The sequence below is a fragment of the Dyadobacter psychrotolerans genome (genome assembly GCF_004349265.1).
Lineage (GTDB): Bacteria > Bacteroidota > Bacteroidia > Cytophagales > Spirosomataceae > Dyadobacter > Dyadobacter psychrotolerans.
On sequence record NZ_SMFL01000003.1, the window covers coordinates 211,772 to 236,599 of the forward strand.

Here is a 24,828-nt window from a genome sequence, read left to right on the forward strand (position 1 = left end):
ATTAATCGATAACTGAGCGTTTGTGTTTACAAAGCCCCTCTTTTAATTTCTTCAACTACAGCAGGATCCAGCAGCGTTGAGGTATCTCCAAGATTATTCATATCGTGCTCCGAAATTTTACGTAAAATTCTTCGCATGATCTTCCCCGAACGGGTTTTGGGCAACCCCGATACAAACTGAATTTTATCCGGTTTCGCAATAGGCCCGATAATTCTGGCAACTGTGGCAGAAATATCTTTCCGGAACATTTCCGCGTCATCCGGCTTGGTATCTGTAATAATGAAAGCATAAATCCCCTGTCCTTTAATATCGTGAGGATAACCGACCACGGCAGATTCTACTACGCCCAAATGCATGTTAATAGCATTTTCAACTTCGGCGGTGCCAATTCTGTGTCCTGAAACGTTTAGGACGTCATCAACCCTGCCCGTAATCCGGTAATACCCGTCTTCATCGCGAAGACAGCCATCTCCGGTGAAATACATTCCCGGATAGGTAGAGAAATAAGTTTGTTTGCAGCGCTCATGATCACCATAAGTGGTTCTGATAATTCCCGGCCAGGGGAATTTGATACAAAGGTTTCCGCTCACATCATTTCCTTCTATCACGTTTCCGCTTTCATCTACCAGAACCGGCTGAATTCCTGGTAATGGTAAGGTCGCATAAGTTGGTTTTTCTGGTGTGATTCCGGCCAGGGGAGAAATCATAATTCCGCCGGTTTCGGTTTGCCACCAGGTATCTACCAGCGGACAGTGACTTCCGCCAATATTTTGTTTAAACCACTGCCATGCCTCCTCATTAATTGGTTCGCCTACGGAACCCAGTTTAGTCAGAGAGGATAAATCATGATCCTTTACATATTGCAGCCCAAAGCTCATCAGCGAACGGATGGCTGTCGGAGCGGTGTACAGGATGTTAACTTTATGTTTTTCAACGATCTGCCATAAACGTCCTGCATCCGGGAAGGTAGGAACACCTTCGAAAATAACCGAAGTTGCACCATAACATAGCGGACCGTATACAATGTAACTATGCCCGGTTATCCAGCCAATGTCCGCTGTGCAAAAGTGGATTTCGCCTGGCTCATACTGGAATACATTAGCAAAGGTATAAGTAGCGAAAATCATATAACCGCCACAGGTATGAACAACGCCTTTTGGTTTACCGGTTGAACCAGAAGTATATAAAATAAATAGAGTATCCTCGGCATCCATCGGTTCGGCCGGACAAACCGAATCGACATGTTTCACTTCTTCTTCCCACCAAAGATCCCTGCCTTTAAGCATGGAAACCGGAGTTCTTGTCCGGGTCATTACGATTACATTTTTCACCGTCGAACACAGGTCAAGTGCATTATCAACGGTTTCTTTCATTGGGATAACTTTATTTCCGCGATAAGCACCGTCGGAAGTGATCACCATTGTACAGGCTGAATCGTTAATTCTGTCCGCTATTGACTTTGCTGAGAATCCGCCAAATACAACTGAATGAACGGCCCCGATTCTTGCGCAGGCGAGAACGGCAACCGTAAGTTCCGGAACCATTGGCAGGTATATACAAACCCGGTCACCTTTTTTAACTCCATGTTTTTTAAGGACATTGGCAAAACGGCAAACGCGGTCATGAAGCACACTATAAGTAATTCTTACCGCTTCATCACCAGGATCATTAGGTTCCCAGATTATAGCAATCTGGTTGCCCTTTTCTTCAAGATGGCGGTCTAACGCGTTTTCAGTGATATTCATTTCACCACCTTCATACCATTTGGTGGTAGCTTCATTAAAGTCCCAGCTTAGAACTTTTTTCCACGGTTTACGCCATTTAAATTGTTGAGCAACTTCTGCCCAGAAACCTTCGGGATCGTCTACACTTTGTTTGTAGGCGGTCTGATACTCTTCAAAGGTCTTAATTCTCATGATAAATACAGGTTAACTTAGGGAAATAGGATATTAGCCGACAATTTATAATTTTCATTTGGTTCGTCCTACTTAAAACAATAGAGAATCCGGCAGCTTTCTACCGAAGTTTATGCCCGTTTTAGCAGAAGACCCTGATAACCAAACAGAACGAAGACAACTTCTATAATTTTTCTAATGCATGATACCGTGCTCTGCCTATTGGTGATAGAAAAATCTGTACTTTCGGATGAAGATCTCAATACAATGACCGAAAATTCCGCCGAGCACAAAATACCAGAGATTGGTTTCACCGAAACTGAACTTGACTTTATACGCCAGCATTTTCATGATGATGTAAACCAGCTTATTCTGAAATCTGCACAGTTCAAAGGTGTTGATGTAAAAAAATTGGCCGGACAGATTTTGGCCAGACAAAAGGCATTAAAAAAACTTCCGGAATGGTCTGCAAATGAACGATTGATTTTCCCTCCTGCCCTTTCGGTTGAGCAAAGTTCTTCCGAAGCAACGGCGCGTTACAAGGCGTCGGTAGTGTCCGGAAATGAGCTTGTCGATATTACGGGAGGTATGGGAGTTGATTGTTTTTACATGAGCCGAAATTTCCGGAGCGCAACTTATTTTGAGCAGCAGGATGAGGTTGCTCAAACAGCCGCCTACAATTACGACGTTTTAAAATCAGATAATATCAGGGTTCGGAATGAAAATTCGCTTCTTGCCTTTCAAAATAACAACATTACCGCCGACTGGATTTATGCCGATCCTGCCAGGCGGGGTGATAACAAAGACAAAGTTGTGAGGCTGTCGGATTGTACACCCGACATTGTGTCTCATCTTGAATTATTACAAAATGCTGCTCCGGATATTTTGCTAAAAACGTCCCCTTTACTCGATATTGATCTGGCAGTAAAAGAATTGAAAAATGTAAAATCGGTTCATATTACAGGTTATGATCAGGAATGTAAAGAATTGTTGTTTCACATAAATCGAGATCATGAAGACGAAAAATTTGAGCTAAAAATCCGTATTCTCAATGCGCTTGGTGGTGTGGAACAAGCTCTGGATTTTGATCGTTCAATGGAACAGGCATCCGTCATTGGCTATACTTATCCGGTAAAATATCTGTACGAGCCACACGCGGCAGTGCTTAAAGCAGGAGCATTCAGGATTTTAGGAACCCTGTTCGATGTAACCAAACTGGCGCCAAGCAGCCACCTCTACACTTCTGAAAACCATGTTTCAAACTTTCCCGGAAGAACATTTGAAATTGTTGGCTTTTGTAAACCTGATGGCGGAGAAATACAAAAATTAACCGGTGAAAGTAAGGCAAATCTGACTTTGCGAAATTTTCCTGCTAAAATTCATGACTTACGAAAAAAATGGCGTCTTAAAGAAGGCGGCGATTTTTATCTTTTTGCAACAACGCTTTACGACCACAAAAAAGTGGTAGTTGTTACAAGGAGAGTCAGCTCCACAATGTCAACTTGAAAATAATCAACAATATAAACTGATTATCACAAACATTTTACACAAAAACTATCATGATATTCAGAACAACTTCCATCCTCTTTGTCATTGTTATGAGTATTGCTTCTGCATCTGCCCAAAGTGTATACCAGGGAAAAGAAACAATTGATAAAAAAGAAGTTTCGGGGCTCACATTAAGTCAAAGCATTCCTGAAAAACACTTAATAACTTACTGGGAAAGTTATCTTGAAAAATTTGGAAAAGTAAAGGGTAAAAAAGGTACCAACACAATTGATAAGGCTTCCATACCGGCTGTTTCGCCGAATCCGGTGCAGGTTACAAGCCTGGTTGGTTCGGTCAGTAAAACAGCTTCAAGGGTATTTCTATCCCTGAATGTTGACGGAAGCTACATTACCAATGGCAGCGACAGCGGTTATAAAGCTGCTGAAACAGTTTTGAAGGATTTTTCAAATTACGCTGCGGCGCGCGAGGAAGTAAGATTGGCAGATGATGTATTTTCGGTAGCAGAAAAAAGTCACCAAAAGTTACAGCGTGACATCGAAGACAAAACAAAGGAAATCGAGAAAACAGAAAAGAAACTGAATGAATTACGCAGTGAAGTTGAAAAAGGCAAAGCCGATTCACAAACTTCGCTTCTTGATCTTCAAAACAAACAAAAAGCTTTGGAAGCTGCAAAAACAAAAGTTCCGGGCTTGAAATAGCGTTTTAAAAATAAAAAATCCCTTGAAAAGAACTATATTCTATACAGGGGACTTTTTGTTTTTATACCTACAGGAATATTTTCTCGTACTCAATTTCTGAAAAACCCAAAGCGACTGCCTTGCCGGACTCATCTTCAATCATCGGGCGCTTAATCACCGATGTTTTTTCGGTCATCAAATTAATAGCACTTTTTTCATCAGTTACAGCTGATTTTTCTTCATCTGTTAGTCCCTTCCAGGTTGTTCCGGCTTTATTCACCAGCTTATCCCACGAATAGTCAGGAAACCAGCTTTGCAGCTTCTCTGCTGTAATTCCTTTCTTTTTATAATCGTGAAAGGTGTATTCTATTTCGTTTTGTTCAAGCCAGGTACGCGCTTTTTTTACTGTGTTACAATTAGGTATTCCGTATATGGTAAACATAAAATCAATAAATCAATTGGGCTTTTCCCGGGTAATTTTTTATTAAACTTCTGCAACAACCGGCTCTTCAATCATTTTGTCTGAATTTTGCATTTTTTCGTCATCCAGTTCCCCTTCCCAGCGGGCTACCACAGCAGTTGCCAGACAGTTTCCTGCAACGTTTACGGTTGTCCGGGCCATGTCCATAAGCTCGTCAATACCCATAATTAAAAGTACAGGCCATTCAGGCATACCGAAGTTCGCAATGGCTCCTAACAGAATCACAAGCGTAGCTCTTGGAATTCCCGCAACACCTTTACTGGTTAACATCAATAAAAATACCATGGTAATTTGCTGCCCGACAGACATTTCTGTTCCTGTTGCCTGTGCTACAAAAACCGTAGCGAGCGCCAGATAAAGTGTAGAACCATCAAGATTAAAACTGTACCCGGTTGGCATTACAAATGCGACAATCTGCCTCGGAACGCCAAATTTCTCCATTTTTTCCATCGCCTTCGGCAAAGCGGCTTCCGAACTGGTGGTTGCAAAGGCAATAGAAAGAGGTTCAAAAATATTCTTGGCAAGTTTGATTACTGGAATTCTGGCAATCAAAGCAATTGGCACAAATACCAACAGGACAAATACGATCAGCGCGCAGTATAGTGTTGCCAAAAGCATTGCCAGGTTTTTCAGAACGTCAATTCCCATGTGCCCTACTGTTTCAGCAATGGCTGCTCCCACACCAATAGGTGCAAAAAGCATGATGATCTTGGTAAATTTAAACATCACCTCAGCCAGTAACTCAACCCCAGCCACAAATTTCTCCTTTTTTACTGCCGGCAGCAAGGCGAGAGCAATTCCAAAAAGAACACTGAATACAACGATTTGCAAAACCTCCCCATGATAGATCGATTTTGCCATGTTTTCAGGAAAAGAGTGCAAAACAATGTCCTGCCAGGTCTGGCTTTTTACTTCCGGTAAGGCTGCATTCAAAGAAGCCGGTGGAATAATTCCTTCCCCCGGCTTAAACCAGTTTGCGAAAACAAGGCCGATAACAAGTGCAAATGTGGTTACCACTTCAAAATAAAGTAGTGATTTCCACCCCATTCTACCAACTTGTTTCAGATCCGAGTGCCCGGCAATACCTGTTACAAGCGTAGCAAACAACAACGGAGCAATAACCGTTTTAATCATTTGCAGGAAAATCTGCCGTAAAAAGTGCAGACTGGTACCTATTTCCGGAAAATCATATCCGATCTCCGTACCTACGAGCATGGAGATTAAAATAGAGGTAGTTAAATTCTTCTTGATGAAAGCGTAAATAATCAGCCCGGTAAGCGCAAGCCAACGCAGAATGATTAAAACATCGGTTGAAATCGATACAACATTATAGGCATGAAGTAAAGAAGCGACTGCTGCAATGGTGATAAGGACGATATTAACAATGGTAATTTTGCTCTTCATACACGGTGTTTGAAATGAGGTATCGGTTTGTAATGGTAAACTTATAAAAAATCAATTTAAGGATTGTTGTCTACCTGTAAGCATTTAGGATAAAAATCAAAACTATTGCAATGTTTTGCACGAAATGATTTAATGTTTGTATTATTCTTTAATCAATTTGTAAAATAATAAACTGTTTCGGGCTTAGGAAAAAATTTTACCGTGCCAGGTGTTTTCCAATGTTTAAATCAAGTAGGTAACGCCTGTAAGCTACTGTTGGCATAGTATTTGACCGGATTCAGCAAACGTTAATTTATCGTTACTTTTCAGGATTGCCCATCAATTTTGATAGAAATAGTTTTAAATTACTGCTTTTAATTTTCTCTCCATTTTAACTACCTGCAAGAATGAATCGTATATTAATTCCAATAGATTTTTCTGAAAATGCTGACCGTGCTCTAAGTGCCGCAAAGATAATAGCAGACAAGGAATCAACACAACTTTTGATCTTACACGCCTATCAGCCATACATTGCTGATGTGAACGTGACACCCGGAAATGTGCTTCCGGGAATAGGTTCGCCGGATTTTCTTTCCATGACTACCGAATTGGAAGACGAATTCCGTCAGCGTTTAAGTCATTATGCTGATACATTATCAGATGAAGGATATAAGGCAGAAGCAATTTGGGCAGTTGGCGGTATTCAATCCTCTGTCGAAGATGCGATTAAAGAATATAATCCTGATCTGGTTGTGATGGGGAGAACCGGAACGGGAGGTTTTCTTGATAAACTAATTGGCAGCTCAGCAACCAAAATTGCATTGAATTCGCCCTGTCCAGTGATGATTATACCCCCACAAAGCAATCCTGATAAATTCAAAAACGTCGTTTACGCCACGCAATTTGAATATGATGAAAGTGACATTTTAAAGGAAGTATATGTACTGATGAATCGTCTTGGCAGTAAATTGAAATTATTAAAAGTGCATGCTGATACTCAGCCCGATATTCAGCCGGACAATCAGTACATTTCTGAAATCAAAGAAATATTTTCTATTACCGATCAGGATATTGAAATACGCACGGCCAAGCATGTTCTGGATGGAATCGAAGCATACTGTGATGAAGTTAAAGCTGATTTGTTAATCATGTCTTCACGCGAAAGATCCTTCATCGAAGAATTTTTAATCAATCCGAGTTTAACAAAAAGACTGGTCATCGATACACACGTTCCGCTGCTCGTATTTCATCTCAAGTAATTACTGCCTTGCATACCACTGACACCAACGACTCTGTAAACACTACCGATTCTTCAAAAAAGGAATCTAAGCGAAAGCGTTATAAGCGCCATAATCTGCTTACCTCTCCGGGAACGCTTGTATACATCGGCCCGGAAATTGAGCTAAAAACCAGTATTAAAAAGGTACAGTTCAATGATAAAACCTTTACGGAAAGTCCCGTAAAATCATTGGGTGATTGTCTGCCGTCTTCTAATGGGGAGATCACCTGGCTGGATGTGGATGGGATTCATGAAACAGGTTTAATTGAAAAATTAGGGGGAATATATCAACTGCATCCTCTTTTGTTGGAAGATGTAGTGAATACAGAACACAAGCCAAAGCTAGAAGTTTATGACTCGGGACATTTGTTTCTGACCCTAAAAATGCTGCATATAGAGAGCGATACTCCTCTGGAAATTTCTGCAGAGCATGTCAGTTTTGTTTTGGGATCAAACTATGTGATTTCTTTTCAGGAAGAACTTACCGGCGACATTTTCACTCCGGTTCTTAATCGCCTGAAAGCCTCTATCGGAAAAACAAGAAAGAACGGACCGGACTATCTGTTGTTCGCCCTTATGGACGTGGTGGTGGATAACTACTTTGTAATTCTTGAAAAACTGGAAGATAAGCTGGACCTGGTGGAAGACCAGGTAATTCGCGGAGCAAAACACTTATCACTCGCAGACCTTTACGCATTGAAGCGTGAATTGACTTTGGTTAGAAGGATTATCTGGCCGTTGCGGGATATTATTAACCAGCTGATACGTGAAGACAATCCGCTTGTTGGCCGAAAAACAATCCCTTATTACCGGGATCTCTACGATCATGTTATGCAGGTAGTCGACACGGTTGATTCATACCGGGAATTACTTGCCAGCCTTACAGATGTTCATCTTTCCACAATCAGTAACCGAATGAATTCTGTCATGAAAACCCTGACCATTTTCTCGGCGATTTTCATGCCGTTGACTTTCATAGTGGGTGTTTATGGAATGAACTTTGATAACATGCCAGAACTCCGTTGGCATAACGGTTATTATTACACCTGGAGCTTAATGGGGATTGTAACCTTAGGAATGGTCATTTATTTCCGATGGAAAAGGTGGTTTTAAAATCTATTATCAGATATAAAAAAAGGCAGGTTACAACAAAAATGCTTCACCTGGCTACTTAACTTCTTCAACTTCTTTCTCTATTTAATCCCAAGCATTAAACTGGCTCCGCCGGCATTGGTCGTAGGCAATACTCCGTTCCATTTCGCAACCCATTCCTGCTGAATTAACAGTGGAGTAATTGTTTTCTGCCGCAACTGGTTCGCTTCTGCCTCTGCACGTGCCTTGATCAATGTAGCCTGTGCCTGACCCTGCGCTTTGGCCACCAACACCTTGGCTTCTGCCTCCGCTTGTTTGGCCATGTTTTCAGCCTTTAACCTTGCCTGGATGGATGTATTTTTTTCATCTATCATCTGGCGAAGCGAAGGAGGGGGCGTGATTGCGGAAGTCAGCTGGTCATATATAAATCCGTCCTTACCCAATGTCTGCGTCAGGATGTTCTGAACACGGTTTTCAAAAACTTCTCTATTTGACATTACGCTGTCCGAAGTAAATGAGTTGGCCGCAATACGATAAGCATCATAAATTGTATTTTTCATAAAACCCTGCTGTATTTCAGCCAAGGGCCGGCGGTACTGGCGATAAATCTGCGGTACCTTATCGGGATTGATGTGGTAATTCAGCTTTGGATCCACTTTAAACTCAGCAGCGTCCTGGGTGGTGATCACAAAAGAATCGTAATCTACACTCTGGGTAAAGGTTGGAAATTCGATGATCTTCGTTGTCCAGCTGTTGTACCAGACGCGCCCGGTTACAAGAGTTATGTTGTCAACCCCTTTTTCGGAACCGTAAAGATTAATTTTGATACCAACGTTACCAGCATCGATATTTTCAAAAGAAAATGGCTGTATTAAAAGCAAAAATATAGCCCCAACAAAAGCAACTATTCCAATAATAAAATTTCTTCTCATGCCGATCATAGTTTAGATTTAATTAGGTTTAAAATTTCGTTTAATTCATTAAAAAAGAAATACAAAGCACAGCCAATTACGGCGAGTCCGCCGAATACAAGAAGGTCCGACTGAGAATTCACCAGCTTCAGGGAATAGGTAATCGCGATGATGATGGCAATTATTTTCAGGATATGTATCATGTTTGTTTCAGGTTTATGAAGCAAAGTAACAAACCTGAACGCGAATGAAGAATCAAATATTTACAGATGGTTGCCGGACTTGTCGAACCGGCCCTGCAGATACAGGAATGTAAAACGATTAATTTACATTTAACTGAATTTCATACTCATCAATCTTCCGGTACAGCGTGGCAATTCCGATTTCGAGCAATCTTGCCGTCTCCGCTTTATTACCTTTGGTATAATTTAACACCTTTTGAATATGAAGCTTTTCCACACTTTGCATTGAAAATGCAGAAAGCTGACCAGCTTTTTGCGCCGGCTGTGCTTCCTGAATTTCGAATGGCAAACTATCTAAGGACAGATCAAAACCATTGCTGATAATTACAGCTCTTTCGATGACATTTTTTAGCTCCCGGATATTTCCAGGCCAGCTATAATCTTCAAATTTGTCCAGAATTCCCGAAGACACGGGATTAAATTTCCTGTTTGTTTTTACCGAAAAGTGTTGAATAAAATGGTTGGTTAATACTTCTACATCCTTAATTCTTTCACGTAATGCAGGTAATTTTATCTGAAAAACATTTAGCCGGAAATACAGATCCGAACGAAAGCGTTTTTCTTCACTTTCAGTTTTAAGTTCACGGTTAGTAGCGGCAATTAACCTAAAATCAGAACGGGTTGGTTTGGTATCTCCCAGTTTTATAAATTCATTAGTTTCTAAAACCCGGAGTAATTTTGCCTGAAGTTCCAGTGGCATTTCACCAATTTCATCCAGGAAGAGCGTTCCTCCGTTTGCTTCTTCTATCTGCCCTTTTTTGTCTTTTAATGCTCCGGTAAAAGCGCCTTGTTTGTAACCGAACAGCTCACTTTCCAGAATCTCACGGCCAAAGGTGCTGCAATTCAGTGCAACAAAATTTTTAGCAGAGCGTGTGCTCGCCTGATGAATTGCCTGAGCAAATACTTCCTTGCCTGTGCCTGTTTCACCCGTCAGCAATACCGCAGCATTTGTAGGAGCTACTTTTTGAGCAAGCAAAACGGCATCCTGGATGGGTTTGGATTTACCTAAAACTGTTTGAAACGAGTATTTATCCTCTACGCGTTTTTCAAGCTGAATTACCCTTTGCTGTAAAGAAACTTTTTCGAGCGCGCGGTGAAGAAGCGGTATAATCTTGTCGTTATCGTCGCCCTTTACAATGTAATCAAAAGCACCGTTTTTCATAGCCTGAACACCATCTGCTATATTTCCGTATGCGGTCAGCAGAATTACTTCAGTAAGTGGCTGCAAAGCCTTTATTTTTGAAACCATATCGATCCCATTGCCATCAGGCAATTTCACGTCGCACAGCACGGTATCTACCTCGTTTTGTTCAAGCGTTTTTAATCCCGACTTGCAGTCTGCCGCTTCCAAAACCTTAAAACCCTCAGCACGAATAATTCTTGCAAGTAAGGATCTTAGCTTTTCCTCGTCATCAATTACCAGTATTGTTTTCAATATTCAGTCAGAATTAACAGTATTAATTTACTTTGACAAGAAGCTGCAATGATAAACAAAAAAATGGGGCACCCGAACATTTCAGGAACCCCATTTTTTGTATCTATTCAGGTTATTTCTCTAAAAGAGCTGCCGCCGCTTCGTCAACAAACCAGTGAAGTTCTCCGTTTACCGGTTCAATAATCTGCGAAGGGAATTTGTCAAGGTTTTTTTCGCCTCCCAAAACACTTTTTAAAGTCTCTGCTTTGCCTGAACCAACTGCCATAAATGCCACATATTTTGCTGCATTAACAACTGGAGCCGTTAAAGTGATCCTGAACATATCCTGTGCTGCAAGAAAAAATGTGTTCACCCAACCTTTTGTTTCATGAATAACATCGGTTCCCGGAAATAGTGATAAGGTATGCCCATCATCTCCCATTCCGAGCAGTACAAAGTCGAAAGTGGTTTCCGAATCTCCGAAATACTGTTTCAGTACCTTTTCATATTCAACCACAGCTTCTTCGGGTTCAATATCGGTCCGCATCACATGGATATTTTCAGCAATCACCGGCACCTTGTTCAGCAATTCATCATAACACATTTTTGCGTTATTACGGTCGTCTTCAAAGGGAACAGCGCGTTCGTCACCCCAGAAAAAATGTAGTTTTTCCCATGGTATCTCTTCTTTATAAGGAGAGGCGGCCAGCAGGTCATACAATCTTTTCGGCGTGCTTCCTCCTGAAAGAACAAAGGTAAAACGCTCCTGAGACTTTAATACTTCCTGAATGCAATTGGTAATCCAGGAAGCAAGTTCTTCGCTTACCTGTCTGGCATCAGCTGCTATATGAATTTCCATTTTTTGTCAGTTCTGCGTTGGCAAATTGATCCACGTACGTCCGTCGCGGGCGATCAGCGCATCAGCTTCATCAGGTCCCCACGAGTCAGGTGAATAATTTGGAAAGTCAACAGGCTGTCTGTTTTCCCAGGTTTCCAGGATCGGCATGATTACTTTCCATGCTGCATCAACCTGATCACCACGCATAAAGAGCGTTGCATCACCTTCCATCACGTCCAAAAGGAGCGTTTCGTATGCTTCCGGAAGATGTTCACCGGCTACTGCATCATAATCAAAAGTCATGTCAACAGGATCCAGATTCATCGTTTGCCCCGGACGTTTTGCCTGGAACCTGATGCTGATATCCATGTTTGGCTGAATACTGATCGTAAGCCTGTTTGAACGCCATGTTTCCGCAGCTTCCGCCGGGAATGCGTATTGAGGAGCCGGCTTGAACTGAATGGTGATATGAGTATCCTTTTGGTTCAGGTATTTTCCTGTACGTACGTAAAAAGGAACACCTTCCCATCGCCAGTTATCGATGTAGAATTTGGCCGCCGCAAAAGTGTCTATCTTAGAATTTGGATCAACACCTTCTTCTTCACGGTAACCAACCACCTTTTCGCCTTTTTTCCACCCGCTGGAATACTGTCCTCGAACAGCAAAATCGTGTACCTGATCTTTCGTTATTTTACGGATTGCATTGAGCACATCCACTTTTTTATTTCTGATCTCATTGGCATCAAAAGAAACCGGCGGTTCCATGGCAACCATACACATAATTTGCAGAATGTGATTCTGTACCATATCCCGAAGTGCACCGGAACGTTCAAAATAACCGCCCCTTCCTTCCAGACCAACACTTTCAGCAGCGGTAATCTGTACATGATCAATATAATGACGGTTCCACAGAGGCTCAAACAGTGCGTTGGCGAATCGTAAGGCCAGAATATTCTGAACCGTTTCTTTACCCAGGTAATGATCGATACGGAAAATCTGCTCTTCGGTAAACATACCGGCAAGCAGTTCATTCAACTCATGCGCACTTTGCAGGTCATGGCCAAATGGTTTTTCAACAACAATACGTGTGCTGCTTTTATCAGAGCAAATTTTAAGTGCACCTAGTTTCTGAGCAATGGATGGCACGAGTTGCGGAGCAACTGCCAGATAAAAAATCACATTCGGATGAACTCCCCATTCCGCTTCCTTTTCTTTTACCAGATCAGTAATCAAATGATAAGCTTCCGCATTATCGCCGTCCATCTGAAGGTAGGTGACGTGCTGGGTAAACTCAGTCCAGTGACCATTTTGCTTGCCTTTGCGACGGGAGAATTTGGTAACGCCATCCAGCAAATGAGCGTGATATGCTTCATCTGTATAAGGACTGCGCCCGATACCGGCAATTTCAAATTGCTCAGGCATCCAGTTATCCAAAAACAAATTATATAAAGCAGGCGTAAGTTTTCTGTAATTCAAGTCCCCGCTTCCTCCAAAAATAAAGAGCAAAGATGCTGGCGGACGTTTATTAATTTGCATAAAATTTCAATTTAATTTTGACCCCACTCTGTATGAAAAGTACCTGGGATGTCGGTACGCTGATAAGTATGCGCTCCAAAATAATCACGCTGCGCCTGAATTAAATTGGTAGGCATCCGTTCGGTACGGAAGGCATCAAAGTAAGACAATGCTGACATAAAACCTGCAGCAGGAACACCCGCCTCAGCGGCTAGCGAAACCACAGAACGCATACCGCTTTCCACAGATTTAACGAGTGCAGCCACATCTTCGTTCAACAGAATGTTAGACAATTCCGGGTTTTCGTTGTATGCTTTTGAAAATGTTTCCAATAAGGTAGAACGGATAATACAGCCGCCTCTCCAAACACTTACAACCTTAGGCAACGGAATGTCCATTTTAAGATCTTTTGAAGCCTGGAATAACATGGCCAGTCCTTGTGCGTAACTTAGGATTGTTGCAAAAAACAATGCGTCATGCACCATTTTAACCAATTCTTCCTGCGAAACTGAAAGATCTGATATTAACTCATCATAAATAGCCGCTGCCTGAACACGTTCATCTTTATAACCCGACAAAGTTCTCATCGCCACAGCCGTATCAATTACAGGAACCGCAACAGGCAATTCCATAGAATCCTGCGAAGTCCATTTACCAGTGCCTTTTGAGCCTGCTTTATCTGAAATTACGTCAACGAGGTGGGCGTCTGTTTTATCATCTTTTTGCAGGAAAATATCAGCTGTAATTTCAACCAGAAATGATTGAAGTAAGCCTTCATTCCAACTTTTAAAAGTTTCATGTAGTTGCTGATTGCTAAGCCCTCCGCGCTTTAACAAAGCATAGGATTCACTGATCAGTTGCATAATGGCGTATTCAATACCATTGTGAACCATTTTTACATAATGGCCAGCGCCACCTTTTCCCAGATAATCAACACATGGGACACCGCCCACTTTGGCAGCAATGGATTCCAATATCGGTTTTATATGTGCATAAGCTTCCTCATTTCCACCGGGCATCATGCTTGGACCTGTACGTGCCCCCTGCTCACCGCCGGAAACACCCATACCCATAAAGTTAATACCTGTTTCTTTCAGATATTCTACACGGCGAAGCGTGTCTGTATAATGAGAATTACCGCCATCAATAACAACGTCACCCTTTTCAAGCAAAGGCAGAAGCGAAGCAATAACGTCATCAACCGGCTGACCCGCCGGAACAAGCATCATCAGTTTTCTTGGCGTCTGTAACTGCCTTACCATATCTTCAAGATCAGGCACACCTTTTACAGTAGTACCAGCCGTAGCAGCCGCTTCCAAAGCAGCGTTTTTAGCCTCGTCTTTATCAAAACCGATAACAGAAAAGCCATGATCAGCCACATTGAGTAACAGGTTTCTACCCATCACCCCGAGTCCGATCATTCCAAAATCGAATAAGTTATTAGACATAAATTATAGCTCTATAATATAAGAAGCTACAATATTAGGATTTTTCGAAAGGAATATACGCTTAAACAACTGTTTTAATGCAAAATTAAAGCAGTGGAGATGACATTTGGAAACAAAAAAACCCCGCTACAGAGATTGTAAAGCAGGTTATTGTAGCTTTTGCACCAATACTTTCAGTTTTTCATAATCAATTTTAGAGTTGTGTCTCGGATCTCTTGGCATTTTATCCACAAAAATTATGTCCTCCAATGTATCCAGTGTCAGCTGTATTGCGCTTTTCACGCTGTCTTTAAGGCTGAAATCTGAAAGTTCAATCACTGCGGTAACCTTATTTTTCCAAATCATCACGGTTCCTGCTTCCACCCCATTTATTGTCTGAAAATGATTTTCATAAACGAAGCTAGAAATGTTTTTGCCACCTGTTTCAATTAGCGAATTACATCTTCCGGTCAGAAACAAACTACCCTCTGTATCCAGATATCCGCTGTCCCCGGTGCGGTGCCAGCATTGTTTTTCAACAAAAATTTTATTCCGGTTTAAGGCCGCAGGATTATTTAGATATTTACTTAAAACATGTTTCCCGGAAACGATAATTTCTCCGGTTTCTCCCGCTTTCACTTCAAGGTTTTCCAAATCGGTTAAAGAGGAAACTGAAATATTTTCATCTGTAATCCCGATGATTTTTACCGTTGTACATTTCTCTGGTTTACCAACAAACAGGCCCTGAAACCATAAATTATTGATTTTCGTAATAAGCTCTTCGACTTCAACTGAACTGATTGGCTCCGCTTCCGTAGACCCAAACACGATTCGGATGTCCGTTTCAGGAAACGCCCTTTGGTAAATGTTTGCCTCTGATGGGAAAACAGGGGCGCCGCCTGTGAATATTTTATCAATTCCGTGAAGTTCTGATTGATTGTTCAGCAAATACTGAGCCAGTTCTTTCACGAAAGAAGGTGATGCGATAATTGTATTTACACCGTATTTGCTAATCTGACTGAAAATTTTTTCTGGGTTTAGCGAAGAAGGTTTGCTGCTTATATAATCTGCTATAACCGAAGTTACACCGGCACCCAGATTAAGAAGTAAAACAATTGGCAGAACCGGCATGGAAATATCATTTTCTCCTGGTTTGATCAGCGGAATGAGGGCTTGAAATTGTTCAAAAAGAAGTTCATGTGTTCTTATTGCAGCTTTTGGTATTCCTGTACTTCCGGTCGTAAAAGTGATCAGCGCAATGTCGTTTTTGCTGGTTTCAGGAAATTTGATTGCCCGGGCTTTTTTATCGTAGTGTAAGCCAAAATGCAGTGGTATCTTTCGTAATCCCGGTACAAACCAGGCTAAGATTGTGCCTTTGGGCGTGCCAATAAAAGCCTTGCAATCTGCAAGTTTACAGCATTCGTTTAATCTTTTTACATTCACCCATTCATCCAAAAATACCGCCACCGCTCCGATTCTGAAAAGCGCAAGAACAATCCGGTATAAATGATCACTCATGGGTACGAACACCATTACCCGGTCTCCTTTCTGGATTCCCTTTTTCAGAAAATACAATGCAGTTTTCGTTACCGATTCTGAAAAACTATCAAACGTTATCTTTTTAGCACGGTAGATCAGCGCTGTTTTTTTTGGTATTCGCAGGGATGTTTGATAAAAAAGATCAACAATATTGAATTGGCTACCCATGATGAATACCTGATGTCTGGCTGTTTTCTACAATCCTTTTGATGTTTTCCATATTTTTTGAAAATATCCTTGTGATCTCATAAGCAGCGAGATACATTTTAAAATTGTCGGTTACCCCCGACCTCCCGACAAAAAAGACAGTGAAAGTAACACGACACTTCTTATTGTTTTGTTTTTCATAAATCTGTTCTGTTGCGAGATTCTCTGCCGACATGGGAAATTCTTTCAAATTGTAAATTGCCAACTGCCGTTTTTTACCGGGAATCACTACCGTGATCAGTTCGTCCCATTGCTTACCGGTTTCATCTTCATTGCAAAAGCACCTCCTTCTCGAACCAACAGCTCCGTCAGAAATCTTACCGGCATTTAAGGGAATGATGTGATCAACAAATACAGACCAATGCGATGCATTTGCCGACTTGCCTAAAAACTTAAAAACAGTATCAACCGGCGCCTCTATCTCAACCGAATGCTGTAACAGTTTATAGGAGAAACCGGGAGAACTTTTGTACGGGCTAAAAGCGACAATTGCTGTCACAACCGTAAAGGTCAATATCAAAGCCAAAAACAGCCATTTAGATAATTTGTTTCCCATACAATACATAGTTTTTGTAATTGACACCGGAAAAATTCTCAGATAACCGGGTGGAGGTACCACGCTGATAGATGAACGGATGAATAGCGCTACTATATCCCAGAGCAGCCGCTTTTCTATATATGATGTTCCCGATAACGTGACCCAATCCGCTCCATTTTGGATCGGGATGTCTTGCTAGTGTTTTAACAATCAACGACTTCTTTTTGGTATTAAAAAAATCATTGACGCAAAAATAGTACCCGATCACATTTTGACTTTTATCTTCTGCTAAAAGAGTGAACTCAGGATCGATGTACTTTTTTGTATGAATATATTTTGCAATAAAGGCGTCTTTTGTGATTGGGGTATAAAAGAAATTGGTCCTAAAAGCAACTGTATTAAAATCATAGATCCGGGCGATTTCATCTTCAAAACGGAAAAGATCAATGGGGCGGATGACAACTCCTTCTCTATGAAATTCCTCTTCCCGTTTCAGAATTTCGGGCTTATCAAATTTAAAACTTTTGTCGATGTTGCTGAAATAATGGGCAATTGGTTCAAAGCCGGCATCCATAAAATGATCGTTGTAAAAAAAAGGATGCAGTTGTTCTGTAAAAAAAAGCGGATTTTCATTACTGACTCCAAACCGGTAATTTTCCCAGGTGCTGCCATTCATAGGGCCGATCAAATCTGGCGCATTCAGTGTCCTTGCTTCTGATTGGATATGAGATAATATTTCTGCGGCATAGAGCGGATTATCCATGCACTCATAATTGCCAATTGTCAATACATGTTGATGATTGTATTGAAGTAACGGATTGTCATAAATGCTTGCCCTGGCTACTGGTTTCCCATTGTCAAAAAGCAAATAGCAACAGGTTAAAAACTCTTCCGGAATGGCTTCCTGACTTTTGAAACTAATATCATCTTTATTGTAAATACTCTTAGGTAAATCAATAAAGTGCCGGAAATTCGATTGTCCCGGATTGGTTTGAATTATTTCCATCATATTATCAGATTCAGGACAAATGCCACACTTGCCGGAATGGTTAAATTATCCGTTCCCTTGATGCCTATTGCTTCCGAAACAGTGGCAACTGCTGAAATTAAAACAGCAAGCAAAATGAAGCTATCGATTTCCAATGCGGCCCAAGGCATGGTATAAAACGTTCCCAAGGTGATCAGCATACAAACCATGAAAAAGGCCAGAGAGCCGGAAATGGTTTTCTTATTTTCCCCGATAAAATAAATTCCGAAGGGGTAACGTCTACCCGTCAGTGCTGCCACAGGATCGCAAATTGCCAGAATAAGAATAGGAAGGTAAAACATGATCAGGCCTTTTTCGGTACGGGCATAAACCAGGTAAACTCCATAAACAACAATCGGATAAAGGATACTTCCATACGAAAAACGACCTATGTTATTGATAGAAGGCAGCATTTTAAATCGCAGGCTAGCCAGTAATATTATAAGAAAACTTCCGCATAAAAACAGCACCTGCCAATGGCTATGTAGTAAAACAGGGAATAGAAGTGTGATGATCCCGGTACCAACATGTACGATTTTTCTTGTCCATTCAGCCTTAACTTCCTTTTTGTGATAAAGGAATTCGGCGAATCCAAACAGTAAAAGAAAACAGCCTGCAAGAAGTAAAGGAAGTACAATTTCCTGTTTCACTGAAGTCATTGTTTTACTTGATGATTCGTTCCAGAATAAATTCCTTATAAAAGAATCCTTTGTCAATGGCTGTAAGCCGTTCTGAAAGGGCTTTTTGATATTTGACATTTTCCGGAAACACGTATGACATGCGCCTCGGTACCATTAAATTCCAATATGCTAATATGCCATCTTTTTCGGTGCCGTCAATGAGCTCTTTCGCAGTTGCCGCAAATTGCCTTTGATCCATATATTCAAAAATATCGGAAAGATTCATGAAATTAAATTTACCGAATTCTCTGATGGCGTCCTGGGCAAAACCCTGTTTTAAGTACAACTGCTTTATGTTTGACCGGATTTTCCCGTAATTATCTTTTTGCAAAAAATGCGGCAGAAGTTCTCCAAAAGAACCGGTAAGTGTGTATTCAAGAATAAAGTTTTCCTGTGCTGCAACAGATTTCACATGATGTGCGGCTTTGTCAAAAATAAACTTTGATACCGAACCCTGTACCTGTTTTAAAAACTCAGGATCCCTTCCATATTTGCCCATCACGTAATTACTGAAAAATATTCTGAACAATAGTTTCCAGCGCCAGGTATTCCATTTTTTTGTATAAAACTGCTCCTGCTGCTCCTTTGTTTTCACTTCGAATAGCTCCTCAATTGTCTGTTTTGAATGTATCCATGGCAGAATTTTTCGGCTGAATAATTGAAAATATTTTTCAAACTTCCCCTGGTGAATAATGCCGTTTTTAATTAAAACAAGATTGGAATCCCAGTAGGATCTGGCTTCGAAACTTAGCTGGCTTTTTAAAGAAGCAAAACATCTTTCCCGGCTTTCAGAAAATGTAAAACCAAGAAATGCAAGCGTTTCTTCATATTCAAGATTTGTGATACAAACTCTTTTCAACTCAACCAGATATAACTGAACTTTGTTGATATCTATGGCAACAACCATTTCGGGATCCGTTGTTAACAAAGATAAGCTGTTGTCACCCGCAGACGCGATCGACAAAATTTTGCTTCCTGCTGAAGGCGTAAGACCATCCAGCAAAATAGTCGCATCTTCCCAGCAATTTGCATAGCGGATAATTTCAAAATTAACGCGTTTGGTTAAATCCTGATCACTCATTTTTGAATAATGCTGATTGTGCCTGTGCTTCCGTCCATTTCGATTTGATCACCGGTTTTTAAAGTTTTCAGCAGCCCGGTAACACTCACGATACAGGGTTTTCCCATCTCTCTCGAAACAATGGCTGAATGACTTAGCAGACTTCCTCGTTCAACAATAATTCCCAATGCACCAGGAAACAGCGTAACCCAGCCCGGATCGGTGCTGGAAGTAACAAGAATGTCTCCGTTTAAGGAAGAAACTTCATTGGGATTTAAAACTACTCTCACCCGGCCCGAAACTTTCCCCGGTGAGCAACCGATTCCTTTCAGGTCACCCTGATGCGCTTCCACCTTATCGGTATTGAAAAAATCGTTGGCATGATATGGAGCTCCGTAAGTAGCAAAACGCTCTGCCGGCGGTGCTTGTATTTGATAACTTTCAAATTCGCCTTTTCGCAAAGAAATTAGCGCCTTGATATTTTGAGTTACGGAGGTCCCTTCAATGAAGCTAAAAATTTCCTCTTTTGTCAGGTAGAAAATATCACGTTCCTGATCAATCACATTGCCGGCGTAAAACCTTTTTCCAATATGAAAAAATAATTGACGGACAATTCCAAAAGCCCGGGTTCTTTCGTAACGCAGATTTTCACGTGCACTTACCAATTCCCTTGCCGTTTTTAATGTACGTTTTAGTTTCCATTTTTTATACAAACTACCCTTTAACCTTTGCTCAACCTCTTTTTCTGCATTTGCACGAATAGCATTTTCCCTTTTACCTGAAAACTGATCCGAAGTAATTCCCGTTTCAACATATGATTTTAGTATCCGTATAAATCTCGACGGGTCCTGGGTATAGGATATTGTTTCAAGTTTCAATTCACCTACACATCGCTCCCCAAAATCCTGAATGTACTGATCGATTTCCTTTTTTATTGTTACAAATTCAGATGAAGTATTTGCGCCGAGTTTTATTTGAATCGACTGCTCACTTTCAGAAATGAAAAGACTTTTCAGAACGGGGGATGCCGTAATTCGTGTGGCCAGCCGTACGCTTCTGTGAACAGGTTCTACGGAAATGATATCGCTGCTGCCACAAAGCAAATCGTTGTGAATATTAGCGTTTTGATCCCCGAAATATTGTTCGCACTGTTTTTGTAACATACCAAACCATATCATTGCGAAAAAGTCATTAAGCAATGGAGCTTTCCATTCCAGCAATAATGATTTTTCAAAATTACGATACAACAGCATCAGCTCACCGGCACTTTTCGCATCGTAGTTTATCCCTTTATACTCTGAAATTGTTTTGTCCAGCAGTTGCATAAACTCCTTCCTTTTCCGGGGCAATGAGAGGAATCGAAAAAGCATGCGTATGGCCATTTTTGCAATACGCCACCATGCTTTTCCTTTGGATAAACGATAGGTTTCCGGAACGTCAAAGCGCTCTTTAACACCCATCATTTTTTCCATATAACGGGCATTGATATGGTAACCTGGTAGCATCGCAAGCATGTGATACCAGCTTTTGAGGTTATAATACACTCTTCCGTTTATAAAACCAAGTGTGTTAGAAAAAACCGTCTCATTGTCTCTAATCACGCTTTCACTCACACCCAGATATGCGCTGAAAAGCTTGTACGCCGTTTCGTAAGATTTGCTTATAAACGAAAAGGTCAGGGGAGTTGTGACTCCCGGATAAGACTCAATGATGTTGCTGTTATCCCAAAGAATGTACTCACCGGTTTTCTCATTTTGCAGGTTTAGGGTAGTGATCGGACGGGTTTGCAGCAGATATAAGATTTCGTCTTTAAAAGCAAACTCAATGTCCTGCGGCTGATCAAATTCAGCTTCAAGCTTGTCGAGAACTTCACCCAATACAATAATTTGCTTTGTGCTTAACGTACTTTGCTGCTGTTGTTCTGATTGGATCTCGCTAAGAATAGTACCCGTTTTATTTCTGGCGTCAAAACTAATTTTATGTGTCTTGAAGGCTAACTCAGATTTGATTTCAGAACCATGTAAAACAAACAAATCAGCATTGAGTTCTCCCGAAACCAGACCCTCTCCCAGCCCAAATACAGCATTGATTAACTTTTCATTTTTATTGCCACTGACCGGATTCAAACCAAAAGCCACACCGGCAACATCAGTATCAATCATTTCCTGAATAATTATGGCAATGCCCCGCTGACCGGTGATATTATGATGTTTCCTATAATCTGAAACTCTTGGTGAGAATGCAGAGATCCAGACTTTTTTTATATGTTCTGCCAGATTTTCTTTGGGTACAAACAGATAACTTTCAAACTGTCCGGCAAAGGAAAAAACGCTTCCATCTTCATCAATTGCAGAAGAACGGACTGCAAAGTATTCCGTTGGGCCGAAGGTTGACAATAACCGGGAAAGCATGTTATCACTGATCTGAACTTGTTCGATAAATACCGAAATCTTCTCCTGATCGCCATTTAAAACTTGTGCCGGTATCATTTCAGATAGAACTTCCCAGGGAATTACAGCAAATTTGGGAATAGTCATCCCCATTTTCTTCAACAGAAAAAGGTTTTTTGCTTTTCCGCCAATCGTAAGATTTTGCGCTTGTTCACTTTCCGAATCAGATATAAAGTTCATCAGTTAAACATTAGTTTTGAAATCATCGGACCTCCGCCAAGTGTCAGGTACATGGCAATTGTCCAAAATGCTGATGCGTACTCAATTAATTTAGAAAGCTTTTCCGTTCTTTTTTTCATAAATAAAAAGGCAGGAATAATGCATAAACCGAAAATGATTCCAAGAATTATAAACGCTGTTTTTCCGTAACCGGCAAAAAAGGAAGCAGCAATACTTAGAAAAAGTGTGATGATGAGCATAAATACCCAAAGCCATATAGCCTTGTTTATACCAAGCATGGAAGTATAAGTAAGAACACCTTCAGACTCCCGTTCGGGTGTTCTTATTTTTCTGCCAATTTCAAGTACGATCCCATTCATATAAGATACAGCGAAGAAGAAAAATAGCCCTGTTGGGGCCTTTACGCCCGCAAGAAGCCAATCCAATCCGCTAGCATAAATATCGATAAGCGGAATGATGAACATATGCGAAGTGATATACCAGAATTGATGTTTTTTAAGCCATTCCGATATAAAAAACTCTTTTCCCATCAGCAGCAGATAACCGATTATTACGACATAGATCAGCAGCATCCTGGGAAAAAAATATAGGTTAAGCAGGATTTGAAGTACAGCGACAAGTATTCCCATTGCGGCCAGTTCCCGGAACGAAATCAGGCCCCGCGGTACAGCTAGTTTCTTTCGATATTTTGCATCATCTTCTGCATCTTTAAATTCGTCGAAAATCCGTACCAGGAAAAATAAAGTTACCGTGGTAAAAATCCCTGTTGCAAACGTCTTCCCGTCTACAAATCCAGCCACTCCACGGCAAATACGGGAATAAGAAACAGCAGAAAAACTGAATGCAGCGACCAGCAATCCATGCCCCAGTACCGGAAAACGCTCCTTTTGGTAGGTGTAAAGCCGATTGATGAAGTGTGCATTATTTTCTTCCTCTTTACTGAATTCATTTCGCTGGACCGGTAAAATCATTTTTTTCGACCGAATTTTTGATGAGCAGATGAAAACTGTCCTGCTGAAAGTGCTGCTGCGATGGAAATTTCACCAGCCAAAACCACTGCCCCGCAGATCTCCGCAAACTTTCTGGCTTTACCTTCGCCGTGACAATCCATTAATTCCAGACATTCTTTTTGTGTTGGCAATGAGGTTCCGCCACCGACGGTTCCCACAATTAAATTGGGTAAAGTAACCGAAGCATAAAGGTCTCCGTCACCAGTAAGTTCCATTCGGGTAATGCCCACCGAGGCTTCCGAAATGCAGGCAACATCCTGTCCGGTTGCTATGAACAATGCCGTAAGCCCGTTGGCGTAATGCCCTTGTGCGCCGATGGAACCACTCTGTATCGTTCCAATCGTAGAAGACCTCCAGTATTCAGCCATAGCCTCAGGAGTAGTTTTTAATACCTCATTGATAATCGTTTTGCTCAGTGTGACTTCTGCTGTTACCTTTTTGCCACGTACATTGGCAAATGCCTGTGAAGTGGCTTTTTTATCTCCGGAATAATTTCCCTCAATAAACCAGAACTGAGGCTGTACAGGAGCATGTTGGATTATGTATTGACAAATGGCATTGGTACAGATTGTCACCATATTTTGCCCCGATGCATCTCCGGTATGATATTCGAATGTCAGGATAAGATGATTTCCTTCAATATTGGATTTCACATCTGTCAGTTTTGCGTATCGGCTGGTTGCTTCTGCAATATTCTCGAACTGTTCGATTTGGCCCAAAATCCAAACCAGAAATGTCCCCAGGTTTCCCAAATTATCAAATTTAAACAACGGAGATCTCTGAACGCCTTCAATTAAACAAATAGAAGTGGCTCCCCCAGCCAGAAAACATGCCTTTGCTCCTCGATGATATGATGCAATCAAACTGCCTTCGGTCGTTGCGAGCGGTACGTAAAATTCACCTTTTGCGGCAGAACCAAGTATACACAGCGGCCCGATGATACCGGTTGGAATCATCGACATACCAATATAATTTTCAATATTACCTTCCAGCTGCGAAAGGTCGGAGAAATGCTTATGGCCGGTTAAAAATTGAAATTCCCTTTTTGTTTTTCCTGATAAAAATTCCAGTCTGCTGTTTACTCCCCTATCTGAAACCGGTACTTCTGCCGGCATGCTTTCTGATGCAGTATTGGTTGTCTTTTTGTTTTTTATGTCTTCCAACAATTCCCCCAGATTTTGAAAGGTACTCATTGTCTGCAAAGCTTTCTTAGTAATTTCACTGGATGAAGACATATTTTTATGTTTAGGGTGGTACAGAATATTATAGTATTCAAATTTAAAATTCCACCTTGGAAATTTCTTGTCAATTAGAAGGACACCTTTATTCAGGTTATCGTTGTGAGATACATTCCAGCAATCTTAAGGAGAAGTAACCGCCTGATCCGGTCTAACTATAAACTCTGATATTTTATTAAGGTAAGAAACAAAAAAAGTCTCTACAAAGATTGTAACGGCAATAGTAGACGACAAAA

21 protein-coding genes are annotated in these 24,828 nt (G+C 41.1%); 4 read left to right on the forward strand and 17 right to left on the reverse strand.

Annotated features, from left to right (window positions below):
- Nucleotides 1–26: 26 nt before the first annotated feature.
- Entirely contained in the window at nt 27–1,916 is a 1,890-nt protein-coding gene (acs, locus tag E0F88_RS08670; RefSeq protein WP_131957846.1) for an acetate--CoA ligase, read from the reverse strand.
- Nucleotides 1,917–2,162: 246 nt separating this feature from the next.
- Between acs and E0F88_RS08675 the strand changes: the two genes are divergently transcribed.
- Complete coding sequence (locus E0F88_RS08675; RefSeq protein WP_131957847.1) at nt 2,163–3,401, forward strand: THUMP-like domain-containing protein; 1,239 nt, start codon at nt 2,163–2,165, stop codon at nt 3,399–3,401.
- Between the two features lie 53 nt (nt 3,402–3,454).
- Entirely contained in the window at nt 3,455–4,102 is a 648-nt protein-coding gene (locus tag E0F88_RS08680; RefSeq protein ID WP_131957848.1) for a hypothetical protein, read from the forward strand.
- A 67-nt stretch (nt 4,103–4,169) separates the two neighbouring features.
- Here E0F88_RS08680 and E0F88_RS08685 read toward each other — a convergent pair whose 3' ends face one another.
- Entirely contained in the window at nt 4,170–4,523 is a 354-nt protein-coding gene (locus E0F88_RS08685; RefSeq protein ID WP_131957849.1) for an ArsC family reductase, read from the reverse strand.
- Nucleotides 4,524–4,565: 42 nt separating this feature from the next.
- Nucleotides 4,566–5,966 carry a dicarboxylate/amino acid:cation symporter gene (locus tag E0F88_RS08690; protein ID WP_131957850.1) on the reverse strand — a complete coding sequence of 467 codons (1,401 nt, stop codon included), beginning with the start codon at nt 5,964–5,966 and terminating at the stop codon, nt 4,566–4,568.
- A gap of 386 nt (nt 5,967–6,352) precedes the next feature.
- Here E0F88_RS08690 and E0F88_RS08695 point away from each other — a divergent pair, with 386 nt between their 5' ends.
- Entirely contained in the window at nt 6,353–7,204 is an 852-nt protein-coding gene (locus E0F88_RS08695; protein ID WP_131957851.1) for a universal stress protein, read from the forward strand.
- Nucleotides 7,205–7,212: 8 nt separating this feature from the next.
- Nucleotides 7,213–8,337, forward strand: coding sequence for a magnesium/cobalt transporter CorA (gene corA / locus E0F88_RS08700; RefSeq protein WP_131957852.1), 1,125 nt, complete (start codon nt 7,213–7,215; stop codon nt 8,335–8,337).
- A gap of 80 nt (nt 8,338–8,417) precedes the next feature.
- On the opposite strand, the gene E0F88_RS08705 is transcribed toward corA, so the two are convergent.
- The 14 genes from E0F88_RS08705 to E0F88_RS08765 all read right to left on the reverse strand — a co-directional run bounded on the left by E0F88_RS08705 (nt 8,418) and on the right by E0F88_RS08765 (nt 24,589).
- Nucleotides 8,418–9,248: an SPFH domain-containing protein gene (locus tag E0F88_RS08705; protein ID WP_131957853.1), complete on the reverse strand. Its 831-nt coding sequence runs from the start codon at nt 9,246–9,248 to the stop codon at nt 8,418–8,420.
- Between the two features lie 5 nt (nt 9,249–9,253).
- The gene (locus tag E0F88_RS33640; protein ID WP_165940021.1) at nt 9,254–9,430 is read right to left on the reverse strand and encodes a hypothetical protein; all 177 of its coding nucleotides are present in this window, start codon (nt 9,428–9,430) and stop codon (nt 9,254–9,256) included.
- A gap of 118 nt (nt 9,431–9,548) precedes the next feature.
- Nucleotides 9,549–10,904 carry a sigma-54-dependent transcriptional regulator gene (locus E0F88_RS08710; protein ID WP_131957854.1) on the reverse strand — a complete coding sequence of 452 codons (1,356 nt, stop codon included), beginning with the start codon at nt 10,902–10,904 and terminating at the stop codon, nt 9,549–9,551.
- Nucleotides 10,905–11,016: 112 nt separating this feature from the next.
- Nucleotides 11,017–11,742, reverse strand: coding sequence for a 6-phosphogluconolactonase (pgl, locus tag E0F88_RS08715; protein ID WP_131957855.1), 726 nt, complete (start codon nt 11,740–11,742; stop codon nt 11,017–11,019).
- A 6-nt stretch (nt 11,743–11,748) separates the two neighbouring features.
- On the reverse strand, nt 11,749–13,257 hold the full coding sequence (gene zwf, locus E0F88_RS08720) for a glucose-6-phosphate dehydrogenase (protein ID WP_131957856.1): 1,509 nt from the start codon (nt 13,255–13,257) through the stop codon (nt 11,749–11,751).
- Between the two features lie 11 nt (nt 13,258–13,268).
- The gene (gnd, locus tag E0F88_RS08725; RefSeq protein WP_131957857.1) at nt 13,269–14,684 is read right to left on the reverse strand and encodes an NADP-dependent phosphogluconate dehydrogenase; all 1,416 of its coding nucleotides are present in this window, start codon (nt 14,682–14,684) and stop codon (nt 13,269–13,271) included.
- Nucleotides 14,685–14,831: 147 nt separating this feature from the next.
- Entirely contained in the window at nt 14,832–16,370 is a 1,539-nt protein-coding gene (locus E0F88_RS08730) for an AMP-binding protein (protein ID WP_131957858.1), read from the reverse strand.
- On the reverse strand, nt 16,363–16,965 hold the full coding sequence (locus E0F88_RS08735) for an SRPBCC family protein (RefSeq protein WP_165940022.1): 603 nt from the start codon (nt 16,963–16,965) through the stop codon (nt 16,363–16,365). The genes E0F88_RS08730 and E0F88_RS08735 overlap by 8 nt, the downstream gene beginning before the upstream one ends.
- Nucleotides 16,946–17,956, reverse strand: coding sequence for a hypothetical protein (locus tag E0F88_RS08740; RefSeq protein WP_131957860.1), 1,011 nt, complete (start codon nt 17,954–17,956; stop codon nt 16,946–16,948). The genes E0F88_RS08735 and E0F88_RS08740 overlap by 20 nt, the downstream gene beginning before the upstream one ends.
- Nucleotides 17,953–18,633, reverse strand: coding sequence for a diacylglycerol/polyprenol kinase family protein (locus tag E0F88_RS08745; RefSeq protein ID WP_131957861.1), 681 nt, complete (start codon nt 18,631–18,633; stop codon nt 17,953–17,955). Before E0F88_RS08745 ends, E0F88_RS08740 begins: the two co-directional genes overlap by 4 nt.
- A gap of 4 nt (nt 18,634–18,637) precedes the next feature.
- The gene (locus E0F88_RS08750) at nt 18,638–19,735 is read right to left on the reverse strand and encodes a DUF3419 family protein (protein WP_131957862.1); all 1,098 of its coding nucleotides are present in this window, start codon (nt 19,733–19,735) and stop codon (nt 18,638–18,640) included.
- Nucleotides 19,732–22,344 carry a PEP/pyruvate-binding domain-containing protein gene (locus E0F88_RS08755; protein WP_131957863.1) on the reverse strand — a complete coding sequence of 871 codons (2,613 nt, stop codon included), beginning with the start codon at nt 22,342–22,344 and terminating at the stop codon, nt 19,732–19,734. The genes E0F88_RS08750 and E0F88_RS08755 overlap by 4 nt, the downstream gene beginning before the upstream one ends.
- On the reverse strand, nt 22,344–23,315 hold the full coding sequence (locus tag E0F88_RS08760) for a UbiA family prenyltransferase (protein ID WP_131957864.1): 972 nt from the start codon (nt 23,313–23,315) through the stop codon (nt 22,344–22,346). The genes E0F88_RS08755 and E0F88_RS08760 overlap by 1 nt, the downstream gene beginning before the upstream one ends.
- The gene (locus E0F88_RS08765; RefSeq protein WP_131957865.1) at nt 23,312–24,589 is read right to left on the reverse strand and encodes a hydroxymethylglutaryl-CoA reductase; all 1,278 of its coding nucleotides are present in this window, start codon (nt 24,587–24,589) and stop codon (nt 23,312–23,314) included. The genes E0F88_RS08760 and E0F88_RS08765 overlap by 4 nt, the downstream gene beginning before the upstream one ends.
- Nucleotides 24,590–24,828: the final 239 nt, after the last annotated feature.